This is a genomic window from Rhodobacter capsulatus (genome assembly GCF_003254295.1).
GTDB classification, from domain to species: domain Bacteria; phylum Pseudomonadota; class Alphaproteobacteria; order Rhodobacterales; family Rhodobacteraceae; genus Rhodobacter; species Rhodobacter capsulatus.
On record NZ_QKZO01000011.1, the window covers coordinates 1 to 15,886 of the forward strand.

General features: G+C 59.0%; 14 protein-coding genes, 1 tRNA gene and 1 rRNA gene. 6 read left to right on the top strand and 10 right to left on the bottom strand.

The genetic code is table 11. From position 1 onward, the window contains the following. Positions 1 to 44 precede the first annotated feature (44 nt). Both rrf and LY44_RS14705 read left to right on the top strand, forming a co-directional pair. Positions 45 to 159: ribosomal RNA gene (gene rrf, locus LY44_RS14700) — 5S ribosomal RNA — on the top strand. A 73-nt stretch (positions 160 to 232) separates the two neighbouring features. After that, positions 233 to 309 (top strand) — tRNA-Met (locus LY44_RS14705). Here the strand turns inward: LY44_RS14705 and LY44_RS14710 are convergent. From LY44_RS14710 to LY44_RS14740, 8 genes are all read right to left on the bottom strand, one after another. Further along, the gene (locus LY44_RS14710; protein WP_081024477.1) at positions 266 to 2,014 is read right to left on the bottom strand and encodes a recombinase family protein; all 1,749 of its coding nucleotides are present in this window, start codon (positions 2,012 to 2,014) and stop codon (positions 266 to 268) included. The two genes, LY44_RS14705 and LY44_RS14710, sit on opposite strands and share 44 nt — an antisense overlap. A gap of 743 nt (positions 2,015 to 2,757) precedes the next feature. Continuing rightward, a complete protein-coding gene (locus LY44_RS14715; RefSeq protein WP_055210847.1) occupies positions 2,758 to 4,980 on the bottom strand; it encodes an AAA family ATPase in 2,223 nt (740 codons plus the stop codon). A gap of 78 nt (positions 4,981 to 5,058) precedes the next feature. Beyond that, positions 5,059 to 5,595 carry a hypothetical protein gene (locus LY44_RS14720; RefSeq protein WP_055210845.1) on the bottom strand — a complete coding sequence of 179 codons (537 nt, stop codon included), beginning with the start codon at positions 5,593 to 5,595 and terminating at the stop codon, positions 5,059 to 5,061. A gap of 142 nt (positions 5,596 to 5,737) precedes the next feature. Continuing rightward, a complete protein-coding gene (locus tag LY44_RS14725; RefSeq protein ID WP_146707253.1) occupies positions 5,738 to 6,238 on the bottom strand; it encodes a hypothetical protein in 501 nt (166 codons plus the stop codon). Between the two features lie 872 nt (positions 6,239 to 7,110). Continuing rightward, complete coding sequence (locus tag LY44_RS17710; protein ID WP_146707254.1) at positions 7,111 to 7,668, bottom strand: hypothetical protein; 558 nt, start codon at positions 7,666 to 7,668, stop codon at positions 7,111 to 7,113. 420 nt (positions 7,669 to 8,088) lie between these two features. After that, the gene (locus tag LY44_RS14730) at positions 8,089 to 8,586 is read right to left on the bottom strand and encodes a hypothetical protein (protein ID WP_146707255.1); all 498 of its coding nucleotides are present in this window, start codon (positions 8,584 to 8,586) and stop codon (positions 8,089 to 8,091) included. A 25-nt stretch (positions 8,587 to 8,611) separates the two neighbouring features. Next, positions 8,612 to 8,956: a helix-turn-helix transcriptional regulator gene (locus tag LY44_RS14735; protein ID WP_055210839.1), complete on the bottom strand. Its 345-nt coding sequence runs from the start codon at positions 8,954 to 8,956 to the stop codon at positions 8,612 to 8,614. After that, positions 8,953 to 9,219 carry a type II toxin-antitoxin system RelE family toxin gene (locus tag LY44_RS14740; protein ID WP_055211120.1) on the bottom strand — a complete coding sequence of 89 codons (267 nt, stop codon included), beginning with the start codon at positions 9,217 to 9,219 and terminating at the stop codon, positions 8,953 to 8,955. The genes LY44_RS14735 and LY44_RS14740 overlap by 4 nt, the downstream gene beginning before the upstream one ends. A gap of 184 nt (positions 9,220 to 9,403) precedes the next feature. Between LY44_RS14740 and LY44_RS14745 the strand changes: the two genes are divergently transcribed. The 4 genes from LY44_RS14745 (at position 9,404) to LY44_RS14755 (ending at position 11,879) form a co-directional block, all read left to right on the top strand. Continuing rightward, positions 9,404 to 9,640: a hypothetical protein gene (locus tag LY44_RS14745; protein ID WP_188323864.1), complete on the top strand. Its 237-nt coding sequence runs from the start codon at positions 9,404 to 9,406 to the stop codon at positions 9,638 to 9,640. A gap of 374 nt (positions 9,641 to 10,014) precedes the next feature. Next, positions 10,015 to 10,974 (top strand): ATP-binding protein, encoded by a 960-nt coding sequence (locus LY44_RS17715; protein WP_146707256.1) that lies wholly within the window; start codon positions 10,015 to 10,017, stop codon positions 10,972 to 10,974. A 1-nt stretch (position 10,975) separates the two neighbouring features. After that, positions 10,976 to 11,329 carry an STAS-like domain-containing protein gene (locus tag LY44_RS14750; RefSeq protein WP_081024476.1) on the top strand — a complete coding sequence of 118 codons (354 nt, stop codon included), beginning with the start codon at positions 10,976 to 10,978 and terminating at the stop codon, positions 11,327 to 11,329. A gap of 1 nt (position 11,330) precedes the next feature. After that, entirely contained in the window at positions 11,331 to 11,879 is a 549-nt protein-coding gene (locus tag LY44_RS14755; RefSeq protein WP_081024475.1) for a type II toxin-antitoxin system VapC family toxin, read from the top strand. Between the two features lie 282 nt (positions 11,880 to 12,161). Here LY44_RS14755 and LY44_RS14760 read toward each other — a convergent pair whose 3' ends face one another. Then, positions 12,162 to 14,798: a relaxase/mobilization nuclease domain-containing protein gene (locus tag LY44_RS14760; RefSeq protein ID WP_081024474.1), complete on the bottom strand. Its 2,637-nt coding sequence runs from the start codon at positions 14,796 to 14,798 to the stop codon at positions 12,162 to 12,164. Then, entirely contained in the window at positions 14,795 to 15,163 is a 369-nt protein-coding gene (locus tag LY44_RS18580) for a plasmid mobilization protein (protein WP_081024473.1), read from the bottom strand. The genes LY44_RS14760 and LY44_RS18580 overlap by 4 nt, the downstream gene beginning before the upstream one ends. Positions 15,164 to 15,886: the final 723 nt, after the last annotated feature.

A 15,886-nucleotide genomic window follows, 5' to 3' on the forward strand; every position in this document is an offset into this window, starting at 1 on the left:
AGCTTCTCCTGATACTTGACTTGGACAGATGGCTTCTTCCTCGGTTTGGTGGTCATAGCGTTGGCTAAACACCCGATCCCATCCCGAACTCGGCCGTTAAGGGCCAACACGCCGATGGTACTGCGTCTCAAGACGTGGGAGAGTAGGTCACCGCCAAACCTAGTAAGAAGCCAAAGTTCTCTCAAAACGATACCAATAAACCCCGATCGCAAACAAAGCCCTCGGGACATAACGCGGGGTGGAGCAGCCCGGTAGCTCGTCAGGCTCATAACCTGAAGGCCGCAGGTTCAAATCCTGCCCCCGCAACCAACACTAATTCCTCCATAATATCAATGGCTTGCGAGCGCGACGCCGTCCCGTTCGACACAAGTTGCATCTCCGCGGCCCCAGTTCCCGTCGCAACGCGCGTCACCACATGCACGGGCTGACCCGTCGCCAAACGCAACAGCCCTGCCAGCGAGCCGTGAAGATCCGCAACCAGCTCAAAGCCACCCTTCGCCGTCGTTGACGGCACAGGATGCAGCACGATTTTCTCGATCAGGCCGCGGAGCGCATCCTTCGCCTCGCTCGCATGCGCAGGCTCGGTCAGCGCCGCGATCAGCTCCCGGATCCGCTTCCGATACGTCCCCGCCATCGACGGGTGAAACCGCACCACCGACGGGGCAGGGGAGGCCGTAAGCAACGCCTCAAGCTCCGCCTGACGCGCCGCAAGCGCCTCCATCTTCGACTTCACCCGTGCGGCAGGAATGCCTTCCAGAAGCGCATCGACCAGCTTGTCGTGGTCGCGCTTCACCTGGCGCAGCTCCGCCTCTCTCGTCGCCCGAAAGGTGTCCGCCGCCTTCTCGAGCCGGTTCCGCTCCGCTGCATATTCCTCGCAGAAGACCCGCACCGCCTCGTCGTCCATCAGATGGTGCTCTAGCGCATGCAGCACCCGGCCCTCGATGTCGTCCTTCTTGATCACCGTCATGTTGGTGCAGACCGCACGGCCCTTGTTGCGAGCGCCGGAGCAGCCAAACCCGTCCTTGCCGACCTTCGCGAACCCCGAACCGCAGCAGCCGCAAACCATCAAACCCGAAAACAGATACTTCGGCCGACGACGATCCCAGATCGGCACATCGGTCCCCGTCGACTTCAGCGCCCCCTGACGGGTTCTGGCGGCTTCCCACAGCGCCTCATCGACGATCCGCAGGTGCGGCACGTCGATCCTCTCCACGATCTCTTCCGGGTTCTGACGCGACACCCGTTTGCCAGTGTCCGGATCTTTGGCGTAATTGAGCCGGTTCCAGACCCTGACCCCGGCATAGAGAGGGTTGTTCAGGATCCCGGTGCCGCGTTCCCGATTGCCGTGCAGCGTCGAGGCGCTCCAATGCCTGCCGCGCGGGGCAGGGATCCCCTCGAGGTTCAATGCCTCGGCGATCTTTTTCGGCGAGAGCCCTTTGACCGCGTAATCTTCGAAAATCCGCACTACCACCGCAGCTTCCAGAGGAGCAATCTCGAGATCGCCCCGTTCCTCTTTGCCGTTCGCCTCCACGGGGGCCAGCACCTTGTACCCGTAACTCTTTCCTCCGGCATTCTTGCCAGCCTTGATCCGGCCTTTCTGGCCGCGGCGCGTCTTCAGGGCGATGTCTCGCAATTGGATCTCGTTCATTGTCCCCTTCATACCGATCAGCATCTTGTCGATCTTGCCCTCGGTCAGGGTGTGCAGTTCGATCTTGCCGAACTCCAGATCATCGTGAAATCCCGCGATGTCGGCCAACTTGCGCGACAGTCGGTCCAGTGCCTCAGACAGAACGATATCGAACTCCCCTGCCTTGGCATCCCGCAGCAACGCCTTGATGCCGGTGCGGAACATCGACGCCCCGGAAACGGCCTTGTCGCTGTATTCGCCAGCGATCTGCCAGCCCATCCGAAGCGCATGCTCGCGGCACGAATCCAGTTGGTCCTCAATCGAGGCGTCACGCTGCTTGTCCGTTGAAAACCGCGCATAGAGCGCAACACGCTGGGGCTGGGTCATGGGTGTCTCCTCCAAGATAGGGCGCCCATCGGAACGCCACGATGATCGGCGGGCTGCTGCGCTCGCGCAAGAAAGAAATGCGGCCAAGGAAGAGCGCGGTCTTTACCGACGCCGCTTTGGGCTCCCAAGCTTCGTGGCAATGCCCCTGTGGGATGTGTTGCCCGCTGCCGCGCTTTGATGGTCCAACCGCGCGGCCTCCCGCGCCAGGATCCGGATGAAGTGGAGATACTGTTCTCTCAGCATCTCCCTCTCGGCGTGCGAAATCGGTCGCGTGACCAGTCCGGCGGTTGCCGGTGTCGCCAGCACATGGACCGGCGGCGTTGACGCCGCGTCCGCACCCGGCGCATCCGGCCCGGCCTTTTTGTTGACATGCCTCGTTCGATCCCGCGCCATCGGCCGAGTTTCTCCGTTCTCGCGAACGAAGAATCATTCGCCGCTTCGATATGTTTTCGGTGGGGGCGGGGTTTTAAATCCGCGTCCTTCCCGTCAAACATAATCTGTAAGCTGAAGTTTTTAAATGCTCGATCGGAATTGCAGGTTGTCAAGTATGTGGATAACCGTATTGCTGGAAATTTGGTCGCCATAAATTTTTGAAAAGATGTGACAATATTATTTTTACGGAATGGTTTTCGGGCAATATTTTTCCGCATATTTCCGCGGTTTGCGAAAAAGAATTTCACATCCCGGCGTTGAGGTGTCGCGTGAGGCGGCAGGAAATATTTGGTGCTCGCGGTCATATTCCATTACTCCCCTGAGAAATTCGGAAACGGGATCACCTCGGCGCCGACATTGGGCGCGTCCTCATATTCAGTGACCTCCAGCATTTTGAGGATCCCGTCAGAGTTGAGTTCCCGCTCCCGCATCAGCGCTTGCGCAATGCGCTGCACATAGGGCAGACGCCGGGACAGAAGGTGCATCGCCTCGGCCTCGGCGGCATGCAGCCGGGCCTCCACGCGATCTTTCAGAAGCGGATCGGCCACCAGGAGCGGCGTGTTTTCGGTATCGTGCCAAGCGAGTCCGCTGTCGGTCAGGCACCACTCCCGCTCGATCTGCAGGGCGAGCCGTGTCGCAAGCGCAAGGTCGCTGCGGCGCCCTTCGCCCGCCCCGCTGGAGGCGTTGCCGAAGAAAAGCTTTTCCGCCACCCTGCCTCCGAACAGGGCCACGAGTTCGTCATTCGCGCTCCGCAGCGTGTGGAACGCCGCGCGCCGGGACTCGACGAACCCGCCCTGCCGGGTCAAGCGGACGAGATGCGGCACCGGACGGCGCATCGCCCAGGCGGCTAAGACATGGCCCGCCTCGTGAATCGCGATGCGCTCCTCCTGCTCGAGATCAGGCTTCGGAGCAATTTTGTCCGCCGCGGCCTGCAGATCCGCCGCAGACAGCCTGCGGCCCGCCTCGCGGGCGCGGGTTGCCGCGGCCCGCAACAGGGCGGCCACATCGGCGCCGGAGCAGCCGAGGATCTGGCGCGAGATCTCGGCGACCGTCTGGGCCGAGATCCGGGGGCGCGGCTGCAGTTTTGCCAGCGAGGCGGCGATCTGTGCGGAAATCCCGGCTAGATCCGGCGCCGTGAGACCGATCCGCAGGTCGATACGGCCGCTGCGAATGACCGCGTCATCAACTTGATCGGGATAATTGGTCGCCGCCAGCACGATGACGCCGGGCGTCTCTGCCAATCGGGTGAGTTCGGTCAGCAGGCCGTTGACCACGCCGCGGAGGTAGCGATCCGTCTGGCCGTTGCCGCCGCGCTTCGCGAAACTGTCGATTTCATCGACAAAAAACACCGAGGGCGCTCGCCGGATTGCCTCACTGACCTTCGCGCTCAGCGCCGCCAGCATATCCCCTTGGTGGCCATGGCGCTGGCAATCGGCATACGAGGTGCTGATCAGAGGGATACCCGCCGTCCCCGCAAGTGCCTGGGCCATCAGCGATTTGCCCGTGCCGGGCGGCCCAAACAGCAGCCCTGAGGCCGTCACCTGCGCCCAGTCGAGGCTGCCCTGCGCCCAGCGTGACAGATCCGTCGCCATCACACGCAAGGCCCGCACGGCCGTGTCCTGACCGTAAACGTCATCAAGCGTGACGCCTGTCGCCGCGGCGGACGACCGCGCGAGATCCGCCAGACGGCGCGCCGCCTCGGCGGCGGTTTCGGCGCGAAACGCCGCGCCGATCGATCGGGGGGAGAGACGCGCCAGATCGGCGGGCGACGGCAGCAGTGTGGTGATGTCGGCTGCCTCCCAATCGTCGGGGTGCGTGAGGCGCAACACGGCAAGCACCGCCTCCGGCGTGGGGCGCGGCAAGGCCAGATGCAGCACGGTCACCTCGGCAAGCTCGTTGTCGATCACGTCACGGTCGGCGGTCACGAGCAGGATCGACGCGCCTTGCTCCAGCAGCGGCTCAAGTTTCACGCGAAAATTGCGCTGGTCCGCCGTGCGGTCTCGGGATGCACTGGCCCCTGACTTGAAAACCCGCAGTTTCGGATCGGCGTGATCCGTGCCGACAGCAGCCAAGGCACGCAGATGGCGCAACGTTGGCCATGACAGGGCCTGCGCGACGGCGGATTCATAACCGGGCGGCGTCTGCAGGACGGTGACGGTGCCCGGCCAATAGAGGCGGCCCAGCGCCGCTGTCGCGGGCAGGGCGGTGGCGAATGCGGCGAGAGACAGGAGTGTGACCGCCTCCGATCGGTTCGGGCGGCGCCGTTGCGGTCCCGCTTCTGCCGCCTCTCGCCGGGCGATCTCGGCTTCCGCTTCGGCGATGCCCTTGCGCATCAGCTCAAGCAACGGATCGGGCGAAATATCCGGATTTGTCAGCCCCTCCGAGCCCGGAAAATGCGGATAATCGCTCTCGGCGGGCTGAAACTCGGGCGGATCGTCTTCCGACGAAAAATCCAGGGACAGATAGGCTGTCAGAAATTCCGCAATTTTGTCAGCGGCGACGGGCGGGATGGTGTCGTTCTGGCGAGTGGTCATGGCGCACCTCAAGGCATGTGGAGACTGGCCCCGACCGCGGCGGTCGGGGAGAATGGCTGTGCGGACTGGGGGGGGAAATCAGGCGCCGAGGGCGCGGCGCTCCCGATAGGCAGCTATCGCATCGAGAAAACTGGCCTGCGGTTTGCGCCGGAGATAAGCGATCTCCGTGGTTGCCACGCGCTGGACGCGGTGGGGATCGGCGCTGAAATAGATCACGTTCTCCGGCAGGATGACCAAGGCCGCGACATCATAGGCCCCGTGCCGATACTTGTGTCGGCCGCCCGGACTGCGCCGGTAGCCCTGTTCCAGGGTGAAGGTGAAGAACCCGCCGCGGGGGTGTGTGACGGTTTTGACCTGAACCTTGATCGGATCGTCCCCCACGAACAGCAGGCGATCATAGGGCTCGGACTCGGGCGCCTCGAGCGGGTGAAACCCCCAGCGTATTAGAAGGGAGTCGGTGAGCCGCTCCCCGGCGGCGCCAATCCTTTTTGCGTGGGTGGCGCGAATGGTTCCCGGAATGTCGGGATAATCGATCATCTCCGTCGGCGCGCTGACGGCACGCAGCGGCGGCGGCTCGACGGGGGGCAGAAGCCCAGGCAGGAGCATTTGGGACATGGGTCACCTCGGCAATAAGGGAGAGACCCCCGGCCGGGGGCCGGGGAGGCATGCGCTGTCGGCCGCGCAGATTGCGCGCTGCGCCATCACATCAGGGCGATGGGGAAGAGCCCAACGGGATAAGATCTGTTCGGGCTGGATCTCAACTCGCCGTGGCGAGCTCTGCCTCGACCTCAGCGTCATAGGGATCGACGCAGGCGGAAAGCGTTCCCAGCTCGGCGAGCCTCTCGCGGGCGGTTTGCAGCATCTGTTGCACCCGTGCTGAACTGCCAGTCGGCGCCCCAAATGCGCCGGGATGAGAGCCGAGGAGTGCGTACGCCTGCAGAAATTCCGCGGTGGACGAGGCCCGGATCAGGATGCCTGCCAGCATCGCCGTGGCCTTGAGCGCAAAATCCCCGTGGTCACGCAAGGTCTGATCCGTGATACTCTGGATCTGGCACAGAACGGTGCTGCGCGCCCGTTCGGCATCGTGCAGCCATTCCATGCAGGCGGGGTCGGTGGCCCAGTCGCTCTCGGCGTCGCGTTCCGCCTCGATGTACGCCGCGAGGGCGACGATGACGCGGGGGAACATCCGCGCGATCGGCGACGGTTGAGGGACGGGTTTCATCACGGCACGTGCCGTGGTAGGGGAATGGGTAGCCATGAGTGATCTCCTCGTAAGATCAGTTGTGGTCAGGATTGAGGAGGTGTTGGTAGCGCCTCCTTGATCCGCATATCGGACATATGCTATATTCTCGGTATTGTCAATATGCGATATATCGGTTATGTGGTTTTATGGCTAGAGAAACCGCATACCCCGTCAAGAAGCTTGTCAACCTCACCGACGAGCAAGCGAAACGCATATCCGATTTCCGGTTCGATCAACGTTTGCAGTCTGAGAACGAGGCGATCCGACGGCTGATAGAGCTGGGTCTAGAGGCGATCGAAAAGGATCGCCCTTCGGGACAGTAACAGCGTCTCCCTTTCGGCTGTCACGAATGTCCGGGGCTTCACGAAATGCCAGATCGGCAGGGGTGATCTGAACAAACGGAAAGCCGCGACCACTTTCCGCCAAAACCGCGGTTGGAGCATGCTGTAGAGATTGCACCGATCAACTCTTTGCTGTCGATCCTGCGTGGCGCAGCACGAAGCTTGGCGCCGTCGAGCAGGGCGGAGAACCGACTGTTAGGTCGCGGCATCATGCCTGCGGCAATCGGCGATAGCCGCCGTTCGAGGGCTCCATGGTGCGTGGCTGCGAAGCGTAGAGAATGGACACTCCACTCCTGCTCGACACCGCGCGTCAATATGGCGCCTCGGGCACTGGGCGAAACTCCACTCTCTGGCCCTTGTGTCATCTCCAATTGTTTCGCCGTAACCCGCACCGCATTCGCCTAAGGCTATCAACGCCTCTTGCTACAGCAGGATAGAGTGCGCGCTGTGAATTCTTGCGCCGGGAGGGTCTATTGGCCGGTAATTTCGCGACATTCAGCGATAGCAGCCATTCACTTTTAAAGATGTCCGGAAATTTGCGGGCCATCATATTACAAAGCCTTGAATTTCTGCGGCAACACGCTTTAGATCATCTACTCTTCTCGCGAGGATCCAGTTACTGGTGTCAAATCCGCCGTTTCTTAGGGATCCAGTTATGGCGCCTACCATTGAATTCGATCCTTGCTGCATCTTAAGAGTGAACGTCCCGCTTTCTGGGCCATTTTTCTCTTCCCAGTAACCATGAAGGGTCCAGCGATCAGTTAGGTATCCAACCCCTCTCCAGTCGTAGTCTAAAGAGTTAAATGTTGTGGAAAAATGCACTTCTCGGCGGAAAGACTGATATTCCCTCCGGAATCCGAAAAGTGATACTTCTTTCTTCACGTAGAATGGCGTTATTTCGATACACTCAGAAATGGCGCGATCTGGCTGTTCTCCTTCATTGGGCTTCCAAGCCGAGTGCCATGATCCATTAAGAAATCGAAACTTATCGGTATCAAAACTTCGCTGCCAAAAAATCCACGCCAGTGCCGCGCTCATAAATCCAAAAATCAGAGAGGCAGTGACACTCGCGACCACTGACAGAAAAAAGCTCCAGCCATCCATCTCAATCACTCGGCAGAGGTTGAACTTGCTCGAATGCTCGCAGGTATGTGTTCTCAGATCAAGATTCGCCTGATGAGACTACGACAGCAGTTTTCGTTCAGTTCTAGGCAGCAGTCCTTAGCGCATCGGCTGGGAATGCTCACTTTGTCCAAGCTTGGCAAGTCGCACCAAGTTCACATAGCGGCCAAGTCCTGCCCCTCGCGTCAGCGCTTGCCGTCGTTCGGCCCCGCGCATGCACGAGGGGCAGGACTTGGCTGCTCGGTCCCTTACTGCGCAAAGCTCGACCGGCCGCTTCGGCGGCATCCGCTAGGAGGGCCGACCGGCGGCTCAGGGCCGTCAACGCCCCATGGATCCGGCTCACCTAGGCGAGGAGCCTGCTGCGCCGCCGCATGACCGCTTCGAGCCCGTTGCGGACGGTCGCTAGGCTGCTTTGTATAGCGTCCTGAAAGCTGATCTCTTCGGGTCAAACGCGATGTCGGCGTCGATCAGGCTGATCCCCATGCCCATATCGTGGCAGGTCGCGATCACCGATTGCAGCATATCTCGAACCTCCCCAACATCGTTGCGCACCTTTCTCTTCGGATAGGAGAACCCGGCAAAATCATCGTGATTGCAGAGATTTTTCCAGCCATTCGCTTCGAGGGCCGGTCTGGCCATCACATAGCGGGCAGGGTCGCCAACGAGGTAAAGCGTCAGCCAGAATGTCCCACCCGGAGCGAACACCTCGGAAGGCAGAGGGAACTGCGCGAGTGCGATTGCAAGTATATCCTGAGTGGAGGTCATCTCCGAATAAAGCCGCAAATCGGTCGAACAGGCAACGTCTGCAAGGTCCGCATCAGCGACATTCGGCCCAAGATTTTTCTGCGCCAAGCCATGACTAACCGCTTCGGGGAAGCCGCGCTGCGGCGTATGTGTCACCCCAAACGGCTGCATTGGGCCGACGTTACTCCGTCAGATCATCCAGACTCACACCAAGCGCATCGGCCAAGGCGCGCAATGTTGCGATCGAGCCGTGCTTTCGTCCGGTCTCGATCTCGGCAACGGTGACCCGCTTCACGCCCGATTTTTCGGCCAGCGCCGCCTGGGTCAGGCCGCGCAGATCGCGGAAAACGCGCAAGGCGCTTTCGCCATTCAGAAGGCGGTTCGCATAGTCCGCCGGTATCAATTCGTCCTCTCCCGCCGCGAGCCGCGCCCTGGCGCGGTCATAGCTTTGCAGGTCGGCCAGATCCTCCGCAGCGGCCCGCAGGCGGTCATATTCTTCGCGCGGGATCGTCACCATCTCGTTCATCTCAAACCCTTTCCGTCGTAGACGCCGCCGCGCGGCCCGATATCGAGAACGGCCAGAACATTGCCCTGATCATCCATGATTACCCGCCAATCCCCCACCCTCAGCCGGATACCCTCCCGGCCTTTCAAGGGCTTCACGTTATTGGCCTGCGCGCTTGGGTCCTGCGCATAGGCTTCAATCTCGGCGCGGATCGGCGCAGCGGTATTCGAGGGCATCCGCCGCAAGGCCTTGATCGCGGCTTTGGTGTAGCTGATCTGCTTCATGATGTAGCTTTGCGCGACATTCTCGCGGAAGTCAAGCGCAATGTCGCCTTGCGCGACATGCCTGGCCGACCGGGGCCGGCCAGGCAAAGGTCACAGATCAATCCCCTCCGACAACGTCAGCGCATCTTCCAGATCGACGCCCAGATACCGAACGGTGCTGTCCAACCGACGCGACGTGGGGAGTTTGCACATCGATGAGTTGCGGTGCGCCGCCTCGGATCTCGCCCAAAGAAACATGCTTGCAGTCCACCCAGTTGCAGGTTGGTGGAAGTCGAAGTCGGCCCAGAACGTCGGCCAAAAGACGGTGCGCTTCGCTCTCGTCGTTGAACTGGATACCGGTGATGTCGAAACGGACCTCTATACGGAGGTTGAAGCAGCAATTGCAGCGATGAACGCCGCGCAGGTGCAGGTGGTTGTTTGAGTGGAGATCTTTTCGGTGGCACCCGCGATGCGCTTGAGGACCGAGCGCGCTGGTCAGGTCGTCCCCTTCGCAAGGGGCGGAGAGCGGCCTGTGAGGTTGCGGCGTTGCGGACGCAGCAAACGGCGATAGCGGCCATTCGCGCCTCGCGCGGAGAGACTCGCACTGCGCAGTTTGCGGACATGGCGAAAAAGAGGGCGCGCCTTGCTCGGTCGATGCAGCGGTCCCAAAGTGGTCGTTGATTTCTGCAAGTCCCTCGCAAATTCCTGAATGAGATGCCGTGACTCGCGCAAGGGTTGCACTGAAGTTTGGCGGGCGGAAAGCCAGGTTGCGTATTTGCCAAAGCAATCTAGTATCATGTACAGAATCCGGGATAGATGAGCAAAACGACCGCCAGTTGGCGTGGCGCGCACTGGAGGCCGCAAGATGTGCAACTTTCACATGAGGATTGGATCACACCTGTGACCCGTGACGTCATGGTAACTTTGGGGACGCGTGAAGTCGCCGCTGATATCGCCGGCTTTCAAGCCTTGGCAACGTTGCATGGCCAAATCTCAGAGTACGAGCATACAAAAATCGGGATCGACTGCTCAAGCTTGCGGTGGATCGATGCACAGCTCGGGGCATGCCTGATGACGATTGTCAACTCGTGCCGCGAAAAGGGCAATGAAGTTATTATTTATAATATATCTTTCAACATCCAGACCATCCTAAAGAAAAACAAAACACTTCAGGGGTCTTTAAGCGATAATTACGGGACCACAATTCCAGTAACAGGCTTCAAACTCGATAACGAGGTTGAGTTCTCGCGGTATTGCAGTTCAAATATCCTCCGGCCTGAAGTTCCTAAAATGAGTCGAGGCCTTAGAGAGAAATTTCTCGAAGGTTTGGATGAGCTTTTCGCCAACAGTTCACTCCACTCTAAGGCGAAAATTCCGGTGTTTGCCGGAGGTCAGTTTTTTCCAAAAAAGGATCGACTCACTTTCGTTATTTCGGATGCTGGACAAGGTATAAGCGGATCTCTTGGGGCCGCTGGGCTGCATTTTTCCTCAACTTCTGATGCTATTGACTGGGCGATGCAAATGAACAACAGCGCAAGGAGCGGAGATATACCGGGTGGCCTCGGCTTGGGGATTTTGCAGGAGTTCGTGAAATTAAACGGAGGCTGCCTCCTTGTTTGCTCCCATGATGGCTACTGGGAGTTGAGAGGCAATCGAGTTTCAAAGCACGACCTTAGAGGCATCTTCCCTGGAACGGCCGTGTCACTGGAAATTAACACCGCGGATACAAGGTCGTACCACATGGCCTCACGCGTGAATCCACATGAGATCTGGTGAAATGACAAAAGTAACTCGGATAACGATATCGTCAATTGTGGATGGGGGCATCTGCGTCGCGGCATCTGATGGGCAAAAGGTTTATCGCGCGCTCCACGAAGTGATTGAGCGTGGCGGCAGAGCCGAGATCTCATTCTTTGGTGTTACAAGAATGACGACTGCTTTTCTAAATGCCGCTGTGGGTCAACTCTATGGGGAGTTTGATGAGGCTACTCTGAAATCCCGCTTGGCATCTCCTGTCGATTTTGAGGATTGGCATCTCAGAAGACTTAAGCTCGTTGTGGATCGTGCGAAACTCTATTTCTCGGATCGCGAGCGAGTTGAGGCAGTTTATCGAGACAATTTGGAAGATTAGAATGGCGGAAATATTTGATGCGCGCGCGGAGTGTGTGTTTGAAGGGAAGAATATTCTCTTTGACACAAATGTCTGGATCTCAATTTATGGAAACGATCCGACGGGAGAGCACGCAGTCTATAGTGATTTTTATCGAAGCGCCATTAAAAACAAAAATTCCATTGTGACCAATTCATTGATTATATCGGAATTATTTAACAGAATGTGCAAGATCGAGTACGAGCTTCTGTTTGGAAAAGAAGAGTATCATCTCCTGAAGGAGAGAAGAAAGAGTGACGCGGATTATGTTGAAAGGGTGGAGTCTGTTCGAGACACTTGCCTGAATGTGCTTGATGACTGTTCTTTCCTTTGCCGTGAGGTCAATGCTGCATCTCTTGGAGGGCATCTTGAAGCAGCAGCCAAAGGGAACCTCGACCTGACTGATGCCGCTTTGGTCGAATGCTGCATTTCAAAAGACTTGATATTCGTCACTCATGATAAAGACTTTGAAGGCATCGACTTCAAATTAGTGACGGCCAACAGGGGGATACTAAAGAGGGCGGGCCTATAATTCCGCGCGTGCAGTTTGATCATCAAGTTGTTTGCACCAGCCGGTCACTTTCGGAGCTAACCAGTCAATCTTGTTGATTGAGACGGATGCTCGTCCCTCCTGGCCGGCCCCTTGGTCATGCTGCGCTACGTACGACCGACAGTAAAGGCCTGCCTAACCCTGTCGCTGCAGCTCGGTCGAGCGGCAGCTTCGAAAACAGGAGCGTTGAGGCCCGACCGGCGTCAATGGGCCGGGTGCATCAATGACGCTGGACGCGCTATCCTCGTATTGCTGTTGGGCGTTTCAGGTGAAGTCGGGACTGGTCCGATCTTCCTCTGCCCCGAGGCGTTCGTCGTTGTCGCTCTCTCGATTGATCCCGGTGACGTTCTCCGCGCTGATCCGGTGCGCCGCGCTTGCTTCTTTTCGGGCATTCAGAACGTCGAGCCAATCATTGCAGTTCACATCCGCCCCCGGCACCCGGCTTGGCGGTGCCAACCGTTTTGTCCCGGTCACGATCTTCGCAAGCGCCGCATGCATGGACTCACCGGCGCGGTCATTGTCGAAGCCTCCAAGCGTTTCCCGACTAGCGGCAAGCCTCACCAAGGCGCGCTCGGTCTCCGGGCCGAAGCCGCCTCCCGTAGACACGTAAATCGTGTCGAGCCGGTTCTCGATCTCCGCCAGTGCCAGGGCGTCAAGGCCGCCTTCGAGGACGACCATGCGAGAAGACGAGTTCGGGTCGCCCAATATGCAGACCGACTTGCGTCCACCTTTTCCAAATCGAGCCTTGTTCTTTTCCCCATCGCGCTCCCACCGCTGCTCGAAACCCTGAATGTGCCCCGTGGCCAGATTGCGATGCGCGAAATAGATGCCGCCGAATGCCCCACAGCGTAGGGCGTCGGCGAAGCGATGCAGGGTCGCTTTCGAGATCCCACGCTTTTCCGCATAGCTCGTGCTCTGGCCGACGAGTCCGGCAGCTTCCCAGCGGCGCCGAACCTCGGTGTGATCGGGCGGTGTCGGAGATCTGCCGGTCGGTGCTGCCTCGACCATGACAGGCGCGGTGCCCGCGAGATCCCGCAGCGCCGCCCGCGCGTGGCCCAGTGTCCGACCCGGATTGTCCCGCCGCCACAGGTCAAAGGCGGTGCCGCTTTCACCGGTTTTGTTCGAAACCCAAAGCCAGCGGCCATCGGGCTTAAGTGTGCATTTGATCGTGTCGCTGCCGCGCTGATAGATGCGGAAGGCGCGGCCTTGCTTGTCCGAGCTGTCGCGATGCGTCCGCGACACGTCCACCCAGCCTCCGGCCGCCGCGATGACGCCGATATCGAGCCGTTTGAGATGTTCCAATTCGTCGCGATCATTGTCGCGAACGGTTTTCCGGCTGTTCCTGATCTTCGCCAGAGCGTGACGCGCCGCATTTGGGGCAGGTTGCGGTTCAGGCACATGTCGCGCATCCAACGGGGGAGATAGTTCGTGATCGCGCCGGCCGTCCATGGCGCGTTTCTCGGCCGCGACCTCCATCCGAAACCGGCTATTTCGTTGCAGCGCATCTTCGCGCTCCGTCATCTCTTCGAGATGGGCCGCCTGCGCCGCATGCTCGGCAGCTTCGAGACGTCGTCTCTGCCTCTGTGCCTCGATAATCCGGTCGGCCTCGGCCTGGACATTGGCGGGAACACCCGTCACCCGCAGCCCCGCCTGCGCGGCCTCGACCGAAATCTGCCGAACGTAGTCTGCGCTGCCCGTCGGGGTCACGCTCGACCAACCTTTCGCTTTCGCCATCGCGATCATCGTTGCCCTCGTCTCGTGCGAGGAGGCCGTCGTCGACAGGCGCGCGCCATGATCCATGACGACCGCGCCGGAACGGAACGTGATCTGCGGCGGCAGTTCTGCCAGATCGACGAAGCGGATTTCCCGCGCGACATGCGAGTCGATGTGAATTTCAGTGTAGATGCGGCGCAGAAGGGTTGTCTTGAACGCTGCGGCGCGCGTCGCCTTCTCGTCCTCGGGCGCCACCTGACCGATCAGGCCGCAGGTAGAGGATAGATCGCTGCCGGGATTTCGTTTCGGCATAGCCTCGGCTGGCTTTAAGGCGCCGAATAGCTTTTCCATCCGCGAAATCGAGAGGCGCGCGCCGAAAGAGCTGGCCTTGGCGAATTCCGTCGAGCCGACCAAATAGACCCGCGCACCGGATCCGAACCTGTCATACCGAAGCCCCAGATCGTGAAATGCGGTGTGAACGTCTTGCCAGGTCCTGCATGTGTCGAGCGCTTTCCAAAGCTTGATCTTGAGCGCGTCGGGGATCGCGTGATCGAATACCTCGATCCCTGTCTTTTTTTCGACCTTGATCTGTGCCGAGGTCCTCTTCCGCCGCCCGTGTTCACGTGCCATCTTGATCTCCCGGTAGTACTCCTCCGGCCGCGCGACCAACTTGGCGGTTTTTCTGCCCTCGATTTCCTGCACGACGACATCATACTGTCCGCGATCGTGGGGCCATCCCATCTCGAGCTCGATCTGCCGACACGCCTGTTCCGCTCTGCGTCGATCATTCGATTTCGACCAGGCCCTCCCGGTGAGCGGATGGACCGTATTGATCACGGCATGCACATGACGGCGCGGTGTATCATCGTGCGTTGCGATAACGGCCTGATGCTCATGCAACCCCAGGGCCCGGAGCATGCGGTCCATCGCCGCGATTTGCTGCGCCTCAGTTGGACGCTCGGTCTCATGCCAGGAGAGGACAATATGATAGTACGGCTTTTTCACTTTCGCAGAAAGCCGAGACATCAAAATCATTTCCTCAGCGGCATCCGTCCAGTTGCTGCATGACAGATTTCGCAGTTCGACGCGCGAAGCTTTTTCGCAGTCGTAAAGAATACCGGGATGGAAAGCATTGCGCCCTCCACCTGAACCGGGTTCTCCTTCCTTGGTAATCACCTCGCAGATCATTTCAACGTATCTCGTATTGCCCTGCCGAACGACTCCAGTTGGCTGGGAATTTCGGTAATAATATTCATGTCGTCAACACTGATCTTGTTAATTTTCCCCGAGTTTAGGCGTCGCGCGATCTGATTGATGTTCGACCCGAGTTTGCCGATGTGTCCGAGAATCACGGTCAGGTCACGCCGTTGAATATTCCTAACCTCTGTGTCCCCCAAGATAAGCGCATTCAGAAATTCCTGCCCGCTCTCGAATCCCTCTGCGCGAGCGCGCTCCTGAAATGCGCCCCACTCGTCCGCTGAGATCCGCTTTGAAATCCTATGTGTCGCGCGCCGTTTCTCAGATCGTGGTTTTCCATCCCCAGCCCGTGCCATTTTTGCTCCGTGTTTTTTTTAGTTCCACACGAATCATAACTATTACCCCTGAAAATCTTTGCAAACATTTTTCTCTCTACCGCCCCACCTGCGGCGCGGAGAGCTCTGCTCGACAAGCTGCAGGAAATAATAGGAAAAACTATTTCACGAATCGAGTACCTGATTTGGCGACAAAAAGACCGCTCGACTGAATCTCTATCCTTCTTAGGTGGGTCGCATGCCGGGTCGAATATTTTCCGGATTTTGTGTTCAGGGATGCGGCTGGTCATCCAAGCTGAAATTTCCGTTGACCCGGTAATGATGTTGATTTTGTGGGAGTATGCGAATAAGGATATGACAATCAGCATTTGAAAAATGACGTTCAAATTCTTTAGCAGGGTATGGGGACGGGTTCCCGTCCCCCGACTGCAAGCAGTCGCCCTGACCCAGATCTCGGCGCGCCCGGCAGCGCTTCTCGATTGGGTAAAAAGCGAACCGTCGGCGCGCATCGGCTGCGCGTCTCGGGTTCGGTTGGGGCGGTAGAAAGTGGGAATGATGGATAGCTGCGGCACAAGTCGACAGGCACGACGACGAGGCCCAGTTCATTGGTTCGACGGCAACAACGCTCTTTGATTGGCTTCTTTCTCGACCCTGTCGGAACTCCGGTTCGCGGAGTGGAGTTGGCTGGGGATCACTTGATGCGGTCAGGTTTGCGTTGGGCCTAGATCATATTGCGGATGTATC